Annotated in this window: 11 protein-coding genes and 1 other RNA gene; all 12 read left to right on the top strand. The window is 40.4% G+C overall.

All coding sequences use genetic code 11. The annotated features are described in order from the left end of the window. The first annotated feature begins 94 nt into the window (after window positions 1-94). Complete coding sequence (gene recJ, locus ACGHIY_RS06070) at window positions 95-2,077, top strand: single-stranded-DNA-specific exonuclease RecJ (RefSeq protein ID WP_390525770.1); 1,983 nt, start codon at window positions 95-97, stop codon at window positions 2,075-2,077. An 11-nt stretch (window positions 2,078-2,088) separates the two neighbouring features. After that, window positions 2,089-4,329: a RelA/SpoT family protein gene (locus ACGHIY_RS06065; protein ID WP_390525366.1), complete on the top strand. Its 2,241-nt coding sequence runs from the start codon at window positions 2,089-2,091 to the stop codon at window positions 4,327-4,329. Beyond that, window positions 4,329-4,964, top strand: a complete 636-nt coding sequence (locus ACGHIY_RS06060) for an MBL fold metallo-hydrolase (RefSeq protein WP_120055413.1) — start codon at window positions 4,329-4,331, stop codon at window positions 4,962-4,964. The genes ACGHIY_RS06065 and ACGHIY_RS06060 overlap by 1 nt, the downstream gene beginning before the upstream one ends. 41 nt (window positions 4,965-5,005) lie before the next feature. Beyond that, a complete protein-coding gene (locus ACGHIY_RS06055; RefSeq protein WP_004696420.1) occupies window positions 5,006-5,494 on the top strand; it encodes a Fur family transcriptional regulator in 489 nt (162 codons plus the stop codon). Next, window positions 5,487-6,914 carry a coproporphyrinogen dehydrogenase HemZ gene (gene hemZ, locus ACGHIY_RS06050; RefSeq protein ID WP_390525365.1) on the top strand — a complete coding sequence of 476 codons (1,428 nt, stop codon included), beginning with the start codon at window positions 5,487-5,489 and terminating at the stop codon, window positions 6,912-6,914. The genes ACGHIY_RS06055 and hemZ overlap by 8 nt, the downstream gene beginning before the upstream one ends. Further along, window positions 6,914-8,185, top strand: coding sequence for a histidine--tRNA ligase (gene hisS, locus ACGHIY_RS06045; protein ID WP_205112501.1), 1,272 nt, complete (start codon window positions 6,914-6,916; stop codon window positions 8,183-8,185). The genes hemZ and hisS overlap by 1 nt, the downstream gene beginning before the upstream one ends. An 8-nt stretch (window positions 8,186-8,193) precedes the next feature. Next, complete coding sequence (aspS, locus tag ACGHIY_RS06040) at window positions 8,194-9,999, top strand: aspartate--tRNA ligase (RefSeq protein WP_390525364.1); 1,806 nt, start codon at window positions 8,194-8,196, stop codon at window positions 9,997-9,999. Window positions 10,000-10,079: 80 nt separating this feature from the next. Beyond that, a non-coding RNA gene (gene ssrS / locus ACGHIY_RS06035) (6S RNA) lies at window positions 10,080-10,251 on the top strand. 243 nt (window positions 10,252-10,494) lie between these two features. Beyond that, complete coding sequence (locus ACGHIY_RS06030; RefSeq protein WP_390525363.1) at window positions 10,495-11,796, top strand: replication-associated recombination protein A; 1,302 nt, start codon at window positions 10,495-10,497, stop codon at window positions 11,794-11,796. 82 nt (window positions 11,797-11,878) lie between these two features. Next, window positions 11,879-14,623 (top strand): DNA translocase FtsK, encoded by a 2,745-nt coding sequence (locus tag ACGHIY_RS06025; RefSeq protein ID WP_278471773.1) that lies wholly within the window; start codon window positions 11,879-11,881, stop codon window positions 14,621-14,623. Window positions 14,624-14,671: 48 nt separating this feature from the next. Next, a complete protein-coding gene (locus tag ACGHIY_RS06020; protein ID WP_004698676.1) occupies window positions 14,672-15,124 on the top strand; it encodes a helix-turn-helix transcriptional regulator in 453 nt (150 codons plus the stop codon). Window positions 15,125-15,163: 39 nt separating this feature from the next. Continuing rightward, window positions 15,164-17,110 carry a YgiQ family radical SAM protein gene (locus ACGHIY_RS06015; RefSeq protein ID WP_195213115.1) on the top strand — a complete coding sequence of 649 codons (1,947 nt, stop codon included), beginning with the start codon at window positions 15,164-15,166 and terminating at the stop codon, window positions 17,108-17,110. Window positions 17,111-17,137: the final 27 nt, after the last annotated feature.

Below are 17,137 nucleotides of genomic sequence, written 5' to 3'. Positions count from 1 at the left end.
TTTTATTTGCATTTTAAGGTATAATAAATAAAAATGATAATGATAATACGTTGAATTCAAGAATAATATTGATTATAAACTACTGAGGGATATGATGATTAAGAAAAAACGTTGGCGCCTTTGTAAAGGTGATCAAGAGAAAGAGAATATCTTAATCCGTGAACTTGGTGTAAACCCTATTGTGGCTAAATTAATGGTGAATCGTCACATTGATGTAGACGAAGGTCGTCAGTTTTTACAAGGTACTTTGACAGATTTGTTAGATCCATTTACATTAAAAGATATGGATGTGGCTGTTTCACTAGTTCTGGAAACAATTGAATGTCACAAACCAATCGTCATTTATGGTGATTATGATGTAGATGGTATTACTGCAACATCAGTACTTTATCGATTTTTAAAGAAATTAGGTGCCGATGTTACCTATTACATACCAGAACGTCAAAGTGAAGGGTATGGCCTCAATTTAGAGGCTTTAGAGCACCTTATTGAACGGGGAACAGCTTTAGTCATTACTGTAGACTGCGGCATTAGCTCTTACGATATTGTAGAGGCTGTACGAGACCGTATCGATATGATTATTACGGATCATCATACGGCGCCTGATATGATTCCACGAGCCAAGGCCGTTATAAATCATAAACAAAAGGACTGTCCATATAAGGATAAAAACTTATCTGGAGTAGGTGTTGCTTTTAAGTTATGCCAAGCCTTGTGGCTTACAAAGCACGGAGAATGGTACTTAGATGATTTAGATATCGTTGCACTTGGCACTGTGGCAGATGTAGTGCCTTTGGTCGGTGAGAACCGTATCATTGTAAAATCAGGCCTTGAGAAGATGAATAGGGAACCTAACTTGGGGATTAAAAAGCTTATTGATGTAGCTGGGCTTCATGAACGAACTATTACATCTGGACATATTGGTTTTACCTTAGCACCTCGTCTTAATGCAGCGGGTCGCGTAACGCATGCAACGCGTGCAGTTGAATTACTTGTGACCGATGACGAGAATATAGTAGAGGCTATTGCGGAGGAACTAAACGAAACGAACCGTGAACGACAAGAGTTAGAACGAAATATTCATGAGTTGGCTCGTGTTGATGTAGCTAATCAAGGACATAAAGCTGATTATGTAACTATTGTGGCCGGCGAAGAGTGGCATCCAGGAGTCATTGGTATTGTTGCTTCTCGTCTAGTAGAGGAGTTTTACAAACCAACCTTAGTCATCAGTATTCATGATGGCATTGGTAAAGGCTCATGCCGTAGTATAGATGGCTTTAACATATATGATGCATTAAAATCTTGTGAGGATATCTTGCTACAGTTTGGCGGGCATGCTGCGGCAGCAGGCTTTAGCATCGATGCAAATCGTATTGATGAGCTACGAGAACGGTTAACCAAGTATTGCAAAGCAGTTATTACAGAAGAGGAATATATTCCTGTGGTTGCTATTGATGCGGAACTACCTGTTGATGATATCGATGTCGATATCATTGACCGCGTATCAGACCTTGAACCTTATGGGATGGCCAATAGCACGCCAGTCTTTGCTATTATGGAAGCTACCGTACAAGATATTATGCTCATGGGCCAATTAAAAAATCATTGTAAGATAATATTTGAAACTTCGAATGGTACATTAGATGCTATAGCTTGGAATCGTCCAGACTTATTTAAATTTATCTTCGTGGGAACTGTGGTAAAAGTGGCATTTTCTTTGCAAAAGAATGAATGGCAAGGCATGGTTTCTCCGCAGCTCATGATTCAAGCTATTGAACCATTGACTGAAGAGCCGATTAAACTTTCTACAGAAGGACTTAGACAAATGTATGTCATAATAAAACAGTCCATGCGAGGTCGTAGTCAATCGGTTTATAATGTAGAACAAGATATATTGCGCCGTAAGCCGGCAGATCAGAATAATCGCAGTGCTCTAACATCTATTGATGTATTTAAAGAATTGGGCATTGTTGAAGAATATACAAGTGATGATGGTCAATTAATGCTTAGATGGAACGCCATTGAAGGAAAATTAGATCTTGTCACATCCGTAACATTCCTTACTTATAGTGTATAGGAGGTGACATCATGACAACTGTAAATGAAGAAGGCAAAGCTTTGGTAGAACAAAGTACATTTGATAAAAGTAAAGCCTTAGCTGAGTTTATGGAGTATATCCATACGTATTTAACAGATGATGAGTGTGACCAAGTATTGAAAGCTTTTGAGCTTGCTGATAAGGCTCACGAAGGTCAGTTTAGAGCTTCCGGTGAACCGTATATTATGCATCCTTTAGCTGTAGCTGATATTTTGGCACATTTACAAATCGACCATATTACACTCATGGCAGCTCTTATGCATGATGTGGTTGAAGATACATCTTACTCGAAGGAAGACCTAGAGGAGATGTTTGGCTCTGAAGTAGCATTCCTCGTTGATGGGGTAACAAAATTAAACCAATTCCAGTATGAAACAAAAGAAGATCGCCAAATGGAAAACTATCGAAAGATGATTTTAGCTATGGCGAAGGACGTACGTGTCGTAGTTATTAAATTGGGTGATCGCTTACATAATATGCGCACCTTAAAGCATATGCGTAGTGACAAACAAAAACGTATTGCTAAGGAAACCCTAGAAATCTTTGCACCTTTGGCACATCGTCTTGGTATCTTCAATGTGAAATGGGAGTTGGAAGATTTATCCTTCCGTTATTTAGAGCCGGAAAAATACTATGATCTAGTCGATCAAATGAAACAAAAACGCCAAGTCCGGGAAGACATCGTTAATGATACGATGAGGCAACTTACAAAGGCCTTAAGTGAAGCCCATATCAAGGCGGATATCAAAGGTCGTCCAAAACACTTCTACAGTATTTATAAGAAGATGAAAAAGGATAATCGTGATTTATCCCAAATTTATGATTTGCTTGCCGTTCGTGTGATCGTTGATAGCATCCCTGATTGTTATGCAGTACTTGGCATTGCACATAGCTTGTGGAAGCCATTGCCTTATCGCTTCAAAGATTATATTTCCATGCCGAAGTCTAATATGTATCAATCCTTGCATACAACCGTTATCGGCACGATGGGGCAACCGGTAGAGATTCAAATCCGTACTTGGGAAATGCACCGTGTATCTGAATATGGTGTGGCCGCTCACTGGCGATATAAAGAAGGAAATAAAAACGGCGATAAAGAATTTGATCAAAAGGTTGCATGGCTGCGCCAGGTTCTTGAATGGCAAGATACTACTAATCCAACGGAACTCGTTAATGCTTTGAAATTAGACGTTTTCTCTGGTGAGGTATTTGTATTTACGCCAAAGGGTGACGTTGTTAAGTTGCCAATAGGCTCTGTACCTCTTGATTTTGCCTATCGAGTTCATACCGATGTAGGTCATCATTGTGTAGGTGCTAAGGTAAACGGTAAAATTGTACCGCTGGATTACACCTTGCAAAATGGTGATATTGTTGATATCATCACATCCAAAACAGGTCGTCCTAGCCTTGATTGGTTGAATATCGTAGGTTCTTCTGAAAGTAAGAGCAAAATTCGCAATTGGTTCAAGCGTGAAAATAAAGCTGAAAATATTGAAAAAGGCTTAGAAGCTCTTGAAAAAGAAGCAAAACGATTGAATCATAATTGGAAAGAATTATGTGCAGACAACCGTTTACAACATGTAACGAAACAACTTAAAGCCGGTACAGAAGAGGAAATGTTTGCAGCCTGTGGCTATGGCGGTATTCCTGTAAGCACTGTTCTCTTGCGTTTAATTGAACTTTATAAAAAGTCTAAAGAGGTAGAGGAATCTAAGCGCAGTACAGAGCAAATTATTGAGAAGTTAAAATCTCAAGGACAAAAGAAAACTAAAAATGGCACTGGTGTTCTCGTAAAAGGTGAAGCTGGTGTGATGGTGCGTATGGCAAAATGCTGTAATCCTGTACCTGGTGATGATATTATAGGTTACATAACCCGTGGTCGTGGCGTTTCTATTCACCGTTGTGATTGCCCTAGCATGGGCCATTCACCTGAAGATTTAGAGCGGATGATAGAAGTCTCTTGGGACGGTTCTTCTGGCGAATCTTTCCACGTAGGCATTGATATTCAAGCTTATGATCGAGCTGGCATTCTCATGGAGGTTATGGCGGTGCTTTCAGAATTGAAAATCACCATTACTAACATCAATGCTAAGGTTCAAGAAGATACAAAAAATGTAAGCATCAATTTGGTGGTTGATATTCGGGATATTTCGCAACTAGATTTCGTAATGACTAAATTGCGTCGTATTCGTGAAGTGTATACTGTTCAACGTAGTAAAGGAGGGGCTTAATGAGCGAACAACAATTAGTGCTTATGCGCATGCCTTTAGGTCCACTAGGAACAAATTGCTATGTTATCGGTGATAAAGCGATAGGTGAAGCTTTCATTATCGATCCTGCAACAGCTGAAGTACTAGATGCGCTAAAAAAACATGACTTAAAGCCGAAGGCGATTGTACTGACACATGGTCATGGAGATCATATTGGTGGCATTCAAGAGATTGTAAACATCTATCATGTGCCTGTATATATTCATAAGGGCGATGTACCGTATTTATCTGATCCTGAACTTAATCTTAGTGCTTATAGCAATCCAACGCCAATTAAGGTAAAAGCGGAAATTATTGAGGTTAAACAAGGTGATCACATTACATGTGGTGATATCGATCTTGAGGTGCTTGAAACACCAGGTCATACGCCAGGAGGTGTGTGTTATTACATGGAAGGTCTTGTGTTTGTAGGGGACACTCTATTTAGAGACTCCGTAGGCCGTACAGATTTTCCAAATGGTTCTTATGAGACCCTGATATCATCTATTAAGACTCAGCTTTATACATTGCCTGATAATACAATGGTTTATCCTGGTCATGGACCGGAAACAAATATAGGGTATGAAAAACAATACAACCCATTCGTTGGTCAGTAGGTTTAAACGAATTATTTTTTACAGTCGAGGGGAAATTTATTATGAACACAACATTAGAAAAATTAAAAGAACGCATTAAAGACAAAAAGTACAAATTGACAACTCAACGTCAAACAATCTTACAAGCATTCATCGATGCTGATGAAAATCACTTGAGTGCTGAAGATGTATATGTTCTTGTAAAAGAGGTGGCACCTGATATTGGGTTAGCAACAATTTATAGAACTCTTGATCTCTTCACAGAACTTGATTTGTTAAAACGTCTTGATTTTGGTGATGGTCGTAATCGCTATGAATTAAATGACGAAGAGTTCGCTCATTTCCATCATCATTTGATTTGCGTAAAATGTGGTAAAGTATCCGAGTTTGAAGACGACATGCTTGAAACATTGGAGTCTATTATCGCTAAGAAATTAAACTTCCGTACCATTGATCATCAATTGAAAGTATATGGTTATTGTAGTGATTGCCAAAATCATATGACTGAAGCAGAATTAGAAAAGCTTGAGCGTATGTCCCATCATGGTTAATGGATATCTATATACGGGTCCATTACCACTTGGCTCTGTAGTAGCTCATAACTGTGGCGCGGCCGGACTCTTTTCTGATAAGGTACATCCAGAGGTTATCCTTGAAGCGCATGAAGTGGAAGGGCTGTACACATTAACTGTTACCATTGGTGATTCGGTTCAGATTTTTGAAGGCCCTGTTTCCTCTATGGGGCGTCGCCAAATTGGACAAGCCTTGTTGCGCTATTTGCGTGAATATCAAGGCTTACCTGCTGAGGCTCCGTGGGGAACTATGGTAGGTGTGCGCCCAACAAAGCTACTACATAAATATATAGATACATATGGCTCTGTCCACGCAGCAACTCGTCACATTCGGGACGAGTTTTCTGTGTCTATGGAAAAGCTTGCTACTTTGGGGGCCATTGGCGAGTATCAACGTCCATTTCTATCTGATACAGATGATAAAAAGGTAAGCCTCTATTGTGGTATTCCTTTCTGTGACACGCGTTGCGTATATTGCTCATTTCCATATGGTCTCTATCAGGATTATGCTGGTAAAAGTCAATTTCTAAGGGCTTTAACCCGTGATATAGAAGATATGAAAGCTATTATCCAATCTTATAATCTAACCGTAGATACCCTCTATATGGGCGGCGGTACTCCGACAGTGCTAAAGGATGAAGACTTTCACCAGGTTCTAAAACAGTTGTCTCTACTCGTACCAGAAGGTCATGAATTTACTGTAGAGGCAGGACGACCTGATTCTGTTAATCCTACAAAGCTACGTTCCATGCTTGCGCTAGGTGTGAATCGTATTAGCATTAACCCGCAAACAATGCAAGATGATATTTTGCGTCGTATTGGACGCGGCCATAGTGTACGGGATATTGATGAACTTTTACAATATGTAAAAAACAATACATCATTAGCCGTAAATATGGATTTTATTGCAGGCTTGCCTAATCAAACGATGTTAAACATGATAGAGAATATGGATTATGTATGTCAAAATCTGCCGGAAAATGTTACAATTCATACGTTAGCATTAAAACGTGGTAGCCCGTTGTACGATTTACATATGGAAGATGATATTCCTGAAGAACATCTTGTGGCGGAAATGGTACAATATGGTAAAGAGCGTCTTGAAGCGGCTGGTTATGTGCCATATTATTTATATCGCCAACAATATATGAGAGGGCAGTTAGAGAATATTGGCTATACCTTGCCTGGCAAAGCGTGTGAATATAATATCCAGATTATGGAAGAACGGCAGAGTATTCTATCTATGGGGCCTGGCAGTTCATCCAAGTGGATGCGCGCCCCTGAATATCGTCAACTTAAACAGCATATGCCAAAAGACGTAGATGTTTATCACGAAACGATAGATGCACTTTTAGAGAAACGACATAGAATTTGTGAAAGATTTTGGGAGGTTGTGTAATGGCTATAAGAAAACCAAGAGGTACACAAGACTTTTTGCCAGAACAGATGATACATTGGCATTATATTGAACAACGTATGCGCGAAATTTGTAAAGTATATGGGTTCAATGAAATTCGCACACCTGCCTTTGAAGAAACTAAATTATTCTTACGTGGTATCGGTGAGACTACAGATGTAGTACAAAAAGAGATGTACACCTTTACCACTGGTGATGACGGTGGTTCTAGCTTTACCTTACGCCCTGAAAATACGGCGTCTGCTGTGCGCGCATACTTAGAAAATAAAGTATATGGTAAAGAAGGTCTCACAAAATGGTATTACATGGGCCCTATGTTCCGTCATGATAAACCGCAAGCGGGTCGTTATCGTCAATTCCACCAGTTTGGTGCAGAGGTACTAGGTTCGCAATCTCCAGTGGTAGATAGTGAAGTTATCTGTATGGTTGTACAGTTATTAAAAGACTTTGGCCTTAAAGACCTCAATGTAGAAGTAAACTCCGTAGGTTGCCCAACATGTCGTCCTGTATACCGAGAAAAATTAATCGCTTTCTTTGAACCTAAAAAGGAACAATTATGTAGCGATTGCCAAGAGCGTTTGTACAAAAATCCTTTGCGTATCTTGGACTGCAAAAATGAAACATGCAAATCCTTGTCCGTAGGTGCTCCTGAAATTCACGAACATTTATGTGAAGAGTGTCATGATCATTTTGAAGAATTGAAAACCTATTTAACTGCAGCTAATGTGCAATATACTTTAAATCCTCGTCTCGTACGTGGCCTTGATTACTATACAAAGACAGCCTTTGAGGTACAATATACTCCTTTAGGTGCTCAAAGTGCTGTAGCTGGTGGTGGTCGTTACGATGGTCTCGTAGAAGAGCTCGATGGACCTCATACTCCAGCTATCGGTTTTGCTATGGGCATGGAGCGTTTACTATTAGCTCTTGAAAAACAAAACTTATTGCCTGAGCCAACTGTAGAACCATCTGTATTCGTAGTCGCTCTTGGTGATGCGGCTAAGGTAGAGACTTTCAAAATTTGCCAAGCCTTACATGATGAATATATTACCGTTGAAATGGACGGGCAGGGCAAGAGTATGAAGGCACAATTAAAATACGCTAACAAAATTAATGCGAAATATGTTATTATATTGGGTGATGATGAATTGGCTCGTAAAGAAGCCATAATTCGATTCATGGATACTAGTGAACAAGAGACTGTATCTCTTGATACAGTGGCTGAACGTATAACTTCTTTGGTGAAAGGATGACAATTAGAATGGAAACAATGCAAGGCTTACACCGTACGCACGGTTGTGGCACCATCTCTGAACAAGAGGTAGGTAAAGAGGTCGTATTATGTGGTTGGGTTGAACGCCGTCGTGACCATGGTGGTTTGATTTTCTTGGATTTACGTGATCGTTCTGGCGTAGTACAAGTGGTGGCATCCCCAGATCATAACGTAGAATCGTTCCACAAAGCAGAGGATGTTCGTAATGAATATGTGCTTTGTGTACGTGGTAAGATTACAAAGCGTGATGAGGCTGCTATTAATCCAAATCTTACTACAGGTGCATACGAAATGTTCTGTGAAGAGTTGCGCGTATTGAACTCTGCTAAAACTCCTCCTTTCTATATCCAAGATGATATCGATGTAGATGAAAATATTCGCTTGAAATATCGTTACCTTGACTTACGTCGTCCAGAAATGCAACGCAACTTGATTTTGCGTCACAAAGTAACGAAAGCAATGCGCGATTTCTTCGATAGCCGCGATTTTTTGGAAATTGAAACTCCAATGCTTACTAAATCTACACCAGAAGGCGCTCGTGACTATCTAGTGCCGTCCCGTGTAAATGCTGGTACATTCTATGCGTTGCCACAATCTCCACAAATTTTCAAACAAATCTTGATGGTTGCTGGTTACGAAAAATATTTCCAAATCGTTCGTTGCTTCCGCGATGAAGATTTGCGCGCAGACCGTCAACCTGAGTTCACTCAGCTCGACTTAGAAATGTCCTTCGTTGATGAAGAAGATATTTATGCATTGCTTGAAGAGATGATTGCTCATGTATTTAAAACTGCATTAGGTAAAGAAATTTCTTTGCCTATGCCTCGTATTACATGGGACGAAGCAATGGATAAATACGGCTCTGATAAGCCGGATCTTCGTTTTGATATGGCCTTTACTGATGTAACTGATCTTGTAAAAGATACAGAATTCAAAGTATTCCGTTCTGTTATCGACAATGGTGGTGTAGTTAAAGGTATCGTTGTACCTGGTGACGCTGGCATTCCTCGCCGTGAACTTGACGACCTTGTTGAATATGTAAATCGTTACGGCGCCAAAGGCCTTGCATGGGCTTGCTTCAACGAAGATGGTTCTATCAAGTCTCAAATCATGAAGTTCTTAGGTGAAGATACAATTCGCAATATCGGTGAAAAAATGGGTGCTAAAGGTGGCGACCTCGTATTGATGATTGCTGATAAACCTGCAACTGTGGCACGTGCATTAGGTGAACTACGCCTTGAAATGGCACGTCGTATGAACATGATTGACCAAGATAAATTGGCATTCACCTGGGTAACTGATTTCCCTATGTTCGAATATAACGAAGATGAAAAACGTTATGTTGCAATGCACCATCCGTTCACAATGCCACGCCATGCGGATCTTGATAAATTGGAATCTGATCCTGGCAGCGTAAAAGCGATTGCTTACGATATGGTATTGAATGGCGTAGAAATTGGTGGCGGTTCCTTGCGTATCTACCAAGCTGACGTACAAGAAAAAGTATTCAAAGCAATTGGTTTGTCCATTGAAGAAGCAAGATCCAAATTCGGCTTCATGCTTGATGCATTCCAATATGGTGCACCTCCTCATGCAGGTTGTGCATTTGGCTTAGATCGTCTTGTTATGTTGATGGCAAAACGTCAATCTATCCGCGACGTAATCGCATTCCCTAAAACTCAATCTGCTTCTGATATCATGAGCCAAGCTCCATCTGAAGTAGAACCAAAGCAATTAAAAGAGTTGCATATTAAACCAGATGTAGAAGAAGAACAAGAGCAATCTTTAGTGTAAAAACATAGGCAAGAATTGATTAAAATCGAAATGTCAAGACTTGTTAATTGCTAATCTTTCTGATACTATTTAAGTATAAGATATCCCTGCCATGTGCGTGTGATATCGCAGTTTTGAGCCAACACATTTACTTTGGGAGTCTGAACTCTCGTCTGAACGTTACGCCCTTACGGGACAACTGCAGGATGAGGAGGACACCCACCTGCCCTTGCAGGATCAAAACGCGGTACATTACGGCATGGTGGGGCTTTTTTGCGTGTAAAAATAGACTGAAATATCATATACTATAAATATATCTTTGGTAAGAATTTAAACTATTTAAAATCTTAAGAGTCCTAAATGTCATAAATGTTATAAATATCTTGCCAATATTATCAGTGTTACCGAGTTACTGATGTTATTAGGCTTTTATGACGGGACAGTAATTTTTTTGGATTGAATAGTTATAGATATGAAAATACGACAGTTAAACTGAGTGCGAATTGAGGTGATAGAATGGATAGTTTGTTTGATATGGCACCTACAAATACATACGAGCCGCTTCCTGTACGAATGCGTCCTACTAAACTAGATCATTTATATGGTCAAGAGAAGGCCGTAGGTAAGGGGACTTTCTTGAGAGCTATGGTAGAGAAGGATACAATACCATCTATGCTTTTTTATGGGCCTTGTGGAACGGGTAAGACTACATTAGCTGGCATTATAGCTAAGGTGAGTAATAGCCATTTTGTAAACCTGAATGCTACTAACGCCGGTATTGGTGAGTTGCGCACCATCATTGAAGACGCGCGCAAACGAGTTCGTTCTTTACAGCAACGCACAATTCTATTCCTCGATGAAATTCATCGTTTTAATAAAAGCCAACAAGATGTGTTGTTACCTTGTGTAGAGGATGGCACTATTATCCTTATTGGTGCTACAACAGAGAATCCATTCTTTGAGGTTAATAGACCGTTATTATCTCGTTTGCGTCTTATTACATTAGAAGCACTTACACCAAAGGCTATTGGTCAAATTTTACGTCGCGCCATTACCGATGAAGAAGTGGGATTAGGCAAACGCCATCTACAGGTAACGGATGAAGTTCTGGAAGATGTGGGAATTTTCGTCAATGGTGATGGCCGCATGGCCCTTAATATTCTTGAACAAGCTGTAGCTATGGTTCCCGATGAGGGGACGATTACTATTGAGGTTCTTGAAAAGGTCGTAGGTCGTCGTATATATACATATGATAAAAAAGGAGACAGTCATTACGATACAATCTCAGCCTTTATAAAAAGTATGCGTGGTTCTGACGTACAGGCAACGGTACATTATTTAGCACGCATGATTGAAGCTGGAGAGGATCCTAATTTCATTGCTCGTCGTATTGTTATTTGTGCAGCAGAGGATGTAGGACTTGCGGACCCACAAGCTCTTATACTTGCCAACGCAGCGGCTCAAGCGGCTCATATGGTAGGTTTTCCTGAGGCGCGCATTATATTATCTGAGGCTGCGTGCTATGTTGCTCTCGCACCTAAAAGTAATTCTGCTTATGTAGCTATTGATGCCGCGATATCTGATGTGCGACATAAGGATTGTGGACAAGTACCTGATCATTTGAAAGATAGTCACTATAGCGGGGCTAGTAAATTAGGCCATGGGAAAGCTTATAAGTATGCTCATAATTATCCTAATGGATATGTAAAACAGCAGTATTTACCAACGCCTCTAGTTGATGCAACCTACTATAAGGGCATAAAGAGAGGGACTGAGGAACAGTTACTTCACGACTGGGAGAAACGTTGTAAAAATTAACTTAATATTACGATATATGCTATAATATAATGATAAGTTAATTTACTGTAATGTTATATAAGTAAGGGGTTTGTATAGATTTATGGCAGAAGAAAATACTTCCACCAAAAGACGCAACACACGCCGTAAGCGAACAAGTACAAAACAGCAATCAAAGTCTCAAAGCTTTTCTTTGCGCAGCGAAGTGAAAGGCCTTATTGTCATTGCCTTTGCTGTGATTTCCTTTCTGGGCTTTTTCGGCTTTGAACTCGGCCTTGTAGGACAGATTTTAACAGGTATATTCCGTTATGGCTTTGGCTTAGGGGGTATTATTCCTTGTTTATGCGTTTTCTGGTTAGGTTGGAGATTATTATATAAGGATACATTTATTTCCATTACAAAACGAGGGATTGTAATGACCTTGTTTTTCCTATTTTTGTTAGCTCTTGTTCCCTTGTGGCGCGTTCCTGAGGGGCAGGAACTCATTACTACACAACTAGCTAATCAAGGTGGTTTCGTAGGTGGTGCAATTGCTACATTCCTTCGTACACTATTAGGCAATCTAGGGGCTATTATTCTTGATGTATTCTTACTCATAGCTTTTGGATTACTGGTGACACGTTTGTCTTTGCGCAGTGGATTACAAAAGGCTGCGGACAAAACACAGGTTGGCCTTGATGTTGCAAAAGAGGTAGCTGCTGAGAAGGTTGCTGTTGCAAAAGAAGTCTTTGAAGATTGGAATGAACAACGTAAAGAAGCGGCAGAACAGCGTAAAGCTTATAACAGGGAAAAAGATACACGCTTTGCTGATGCAGCAGATCAAGCATTAGATGCACTAGAAAAACAAGGCATTGCTACTGGAAGAGACCTCTTTGACTCTACCACAGCTATAGATGTTGATCCTATTGAAGATACAGTTACTACTATGGAGTCACAAAGAACTCCTACATCTTGGAAGGAATTGGCTGAGATAGAAGCACGTAATCGTGCGGCTGAGCAATTGGCTAATATATCTGAAGCATCTGGTGATGCTAAGTCTTATGAAGCTGATAATTTTGAACAATTCTCTGATACGCATAGATCTACGAGTGATGATTATGTATATGTTCCAGATGAGGACTTTTCATATACACCAGATGAAGAGTATTCAGATGAGGTTGGAACTGTAGAAAACTCTGATGATGAAGAACCAGAATTCTCTTATCAAAATACAACAATAGGACCATTGGAAACGAATCACGGTGCTATTGCCTCCGCTGTGCCAGGAACGGGTGCAGCGGCAAGTTCTGTAAGTGCTGGAGCTGGTATGGCAGGTATGGGGTTACAAGTACCGTCCATTATTAGTACTACAGAAGATACGGCGCAAGTAGCTGTATCTAAAGATGGACAGATTCATCGGTCCTATGATAGACCTTACCATTTCCCAAGCCTAGATATTTTGGCGAAAGGGAAGGGGAGTCAAAACAATGGTGAAGAAGTAGCACAAAATGCGATGATGCTTGAACATGTATTGAGTGACTTTGGTATTACGGCAAAGGTTGTTAATGCTACACAAGGCCCAACTGTTACACGTTATGAAATTGAACCTGCACCAGGCGTGAAAGTGAGTCGTATCGTTAATTTAACAGATGATATTGCCCTCAATTTGGCAGCACAACATATTCGTATGGAGGCTCCGATTCCAGGGAAATCTGCCATCGGTATTGAGGTCCCTAATAAAACGACAGAAGCCGTTCATTTACGCGATGTACTTGATTGCAGTGACTTTAAAGATGCTCGTGGAGGTATTCCTGTCGGCCTTGGTAAGGATATTGCAGGAAAGCCTGTTATTACAGACCTTGCGAAGATGCCTCACTTGCTCGTAGCTGGTACAACTGGCTCTGGTAAATCCGTATGTGTAAATACATTAATTTCTAGTATTCTCTTTAGCCGCAAACCGGAAGAGGTTAAGTTATTATTAATCGACCCTAAGATGGTTGAATTGTCTATTTACAATGGGATCCCGCACTTGATGGCTCCAGTTGTAACGGATATGAAAAAAGCAGCAGCTGTATTACGTTGGGCCGTTCGTGAAATGGAGGCTCGTTATAAGGCGTTTGCTGCATCTGGTAAACGTGATATCAAGAGCTATAATGAAGCGCATCCTAAGGCTGCTATGCCGCTAATCGTGTTGATTATCGACGAGTTAGCTGACCTTATGATGACGGCTCCTGATGATATTGAAGAATCTATTAGTCGTTTAGCACAAATGGCTCGTGCTGCAGGTATTCACATGGTTCTTGCTACGCAGCGGCCATCTGTTAACGTTATTACCGGTTCTATCAAGGCCAATGTACCAAGCCGTATTTCCTTTGCTGTAGGCTCTCAAATTGACTCTCGTACCATTCTTGATATGGCAGGAGCAGAGAAACTATTGGGTAAAGGGGATATGTTATTTGCTCCGATTGGTGCTAATAAACCTATTCGTGTACAAGGGGCCTTCATTTCTGATGATGAGGTAGAAAAACTTGTAGAGTTTGTGAAAGCTCAACGAGAACCAGAATATGATAATACGGTAACTCAAGAAGTGGAAAAGGAAGCTGAAAAAGAATCTTCTGATGCTAATGATGTTTACCGCGATGAATTATTAGAGCGAGCTGTCAATCTCGTTATGGAATCTGGTCAAGCTTCCGTATCGATGTTGCAACGTCGTTTCCGTATAGGTTATACCCGTGCGGCACGTCTTGTAGATACAATGGAAGACCTTAAAATCGTTGGTCCTAGCATGGGCAGTAAGGCGCGAGAAATTTTAATGAGCCCTGAACAAGCTAAGGCTAGATATTTCTCCGATTCCAATGATGAGCAATAATTAGCTAATTACTATATGAATATTACGTAGATTTAGAAAGGAACGAAAATGGCTGAATTAGGCGAAGAATTACGACGTGAACGGGTAAGACGTAATCTAACCTTTAAAGATGTGGAGCAAGTGCTGCACATTAAAACAACCTATTTAGAGGCTATCGAAGATGGCAACTATGATATCATTCCTGGTCAAGTCTACGTAAAAGGTTTTATTCGAAACTATGGTAACTACTTAGATCTTGATGGGGATCGCTTGGTAAAAGTATATCAGGGCCAAGTAGGGGACATAGATACCTTTTCTTTACGTTCTGTTACAAGACGGAAGGCTCAAGCAACTCCTAATTTGGTACAAAGTGAGTTTGTTGAATACCAAACATCTAAAAAGCGTATGTCCTTAGAAACGCGTCAACGAAAACGTCAACGCTCTATTGTACAAGAACGCATTATTTTAGGGATTATTTTAGTTTGTATGGCATTATTTTTACTATGGTTATTCCTGTTCTAGTATCTGATTAGGCATGATAGAAAGGCATTTACACAATCAATGGATAGATTTTTAGTAACAGAACCTTCGGATATGAAGGAACGTGGTTGGGCTGAATTAGATTTCGTTCTCATCAGTGGGGACGCTTATGTGGACCATCCATCCTTTGCGCCTGCAGTTATCGGTAGATACTTGGAATCCAAAGGTTATCGTGTAGGCATTATAGATCAACCAGATTGGAATGATGTAGAGGCTTTCAAAAAACTAGGTAAACCACGTCTAGCATCCCTTGTTACGGCAGGGAATTTAGATTCAATGCTTAATAAATTTACGGCAGCAAAGAAAGTTCGCCGTCAAGATGATTATTCTCCAGGTGGTGAGTCAGGTCATCGTCCAGATCGTGCTACCTTGGTATATGCTAACCGTATGAAGGAGGCTTACAGTGATGTACCTCTTATCATTGGTGGTATAGAAGCGTCTTTGCGTCGCTTTGGTCATTATGACTATTGGTCAGATACGGTGCGTCGATCCATCTTAGTAGATTCTAAGGCCGATGTACTCGTCTATGGCATGGGAGAACTTCAAATCGTTGAACTAGCTGATGCCTTAGATCAGGGTCGATTTAAAGAGTCTTTGCCATCTATACGTGGCATTTGCTACATGGCAAAGGAAATTCCAACCATTGACTATGTAGAGTGCCCATCGTATGAAGCTATTAAGGCGGATAAGATGGATTTTGCCGATGCATTCCGCATTCAATACGATGAACAAGATCCGTTCTATGGACGTATTGTAGTCCAAAAGCATGGTGATAGATATCTCATTCAGAACACGCCTGCCTTGCCATTGACACAGGAGGAAATGGACGGTGTCTATAACTTGCCATATACTCGAAAGTGGCATCCTAAATACGATGATAAGGGTGGTGTGCCAGCATTAAGCGAAGTTCAATTTAGCCTTGTGAGCCAACGAGGTTGCTTTGGCAGTTGTTCTTTCTGTGCTATTACTAATCACCAAGGGCGTATCATTCAGAATCGTAGTCATGAGTCTTTGATTGAAGAAGCTCACATGATGATCAAGATGGACAATTTTAAAGGGTATATTCATGATGTAGGGGGCCCTACGGCAAATTTCCGCCATCTAGCTTGCGATAAACAAGCTGTCTATGGTGCGTGTAAAGGTCGTACTTGTGCGGCTCCAGAACCTTGTGAAAACTTGAATACAAATCATGATGACTATATTGCTTTACTGCGTAAATTACGTAAACTAAAAGGTGTAAAAAAGGTATTTGTTCGTTCTGGTTTGCGTTATGACTATGTACTAGCCGATAACAATAAAGATTTTGTGCGGGAACTTTGCGAGTTTCACGTAAGTGGGCAGCTAAAGGTAGCTCCAGAACATGTATCTAAACGGGTTACCAATATGATGGGGAAAGCTGGTAAAGAAGAATTCCTAACCTTTAAGTCTTGGTTTGAAGAGGCAAATAAAAAGCTTGGTAAGAAACAATACTTAGTGCCGTACTTTATGAGCTCTCATCCCGGTTGTGCCCTAGAGGATGCTATTGAATTAGCGGAATTTTTACGAGATTACCATATGTACCCAGAGCAAGTACAGGATTTTATTCCTACGCCGGGTAGCCTTTCTACTTGTATGTATTATACGGGCATTAATCCACTAGATGGAAAACCTGTTTATGTTGCTAAAAAGGGTAGAGATAAAGCAAAACAGCGCGCATTGATGCAGTTTAAAAATATTGAAAACTATGACCTTGTTAAAGAGGCTCTCATAGAAGCCAATCGACGTGATTTAATTGGCTTTGGCCCAGAATGTTTAATTCCACCCCGACCAATTGGTGGAAATTCTAAGCGTATTAGCCAATCTAGTAAATCTCGTAATGGCAAACGAGGTTGCGAATCTAGGAATCGATGCCAGACTGGAAAAAGGCGTAGTAGAGATGTGACTAAAGTTCGTACATCTAATAAAAGTTTTGGTGGTCGTTACATGTAGGGAGTAGCTCTAGCTACTCTCATTTTA

This window comes from Veillonella parvula (genome assembly GCF_042850485.1).
GTDB classification, from domain to species: Bacteria; Bacillota; Negativicutes; order Veillonellales; family Veillonellaceae; genus Veillonella; species Veillonella parvula_Q.
This window is presented reverse-complemented; position numbering and strand designations above follow the sequence as displayed.

Coding starts and splice junctions, on each gene's coding strand:
- recJ (WP_390525770.1), top strand. CDS start 95: ATGATTAAGAAAAAACGTTGGCGCCTTTGTAAAGGTGATCAAGAGAAA.
- ACGHIY_RS06065 (WP_390525366.1), top strand. CDS start 2,089: ATGACAACTGTAAATGAAGAAGGCAAAGCTTTGGTAGAACAAAGTACA.
- ACGHIY_RS06060 (WP_120055413.1), top strand. CDS start 4,329: ATGAGCGAACAACAATTAGTGCTTATGCGCATGCCTTTAGGTCCACTA.
- ACGHIY_RS06055 (WP_004696420.1), top strand. CDS start 5,006: ATGAACACAACATTAGAAAAATTAAAAGAACGCATTAAAGACAAAAAG.
- hemZ (WP_390525365.1), top strand. CDS start 5,487: ATGGTTAATGGATATCTATATACGGGTCCATTACCACTTGGCTCTGTA.
- hisS (WP_205112501.1), top strand. CDS start 6,914: ATGGCTATAAGAAAACCAAGAGGTACACAAGACTTTTTGCCAGAACAG.
- aspS (WP_390525364.1), top strand. CDS start 8,194: ATGGAAACAATGCAAGGCTTACACCGTACGCACGGTTGTGGCACCATC.
- ACGHIY_RS06030 (WP_390525363.1), top strand. CDS start 10,495: ATGGATAGTTTGTTTGATATGGCACCTACAAATACATACGAGCCGCTT.
- ACGHIY_RS06025 (WP_278471773.1), top strand. CDS start 11,879: ATGGCAGAAGAAAATACTTCCACCAAAAGACGCAACACACGCCGTAAG.
- ACGHIY_RS06020 (WP_004698676.1), top strand. CDS start 14,672: ATGGCTGAATTAGGCGAAGAATTACGACGTGAACGGGTAAGACGTAAT.
- ACGHIY_RS06015 (WP_195213115.1), top strand. CDS start 15,164: ATGGATAGATTTTTAGTAACAGAACCTTCGGATATGAAGGAACGTGGT.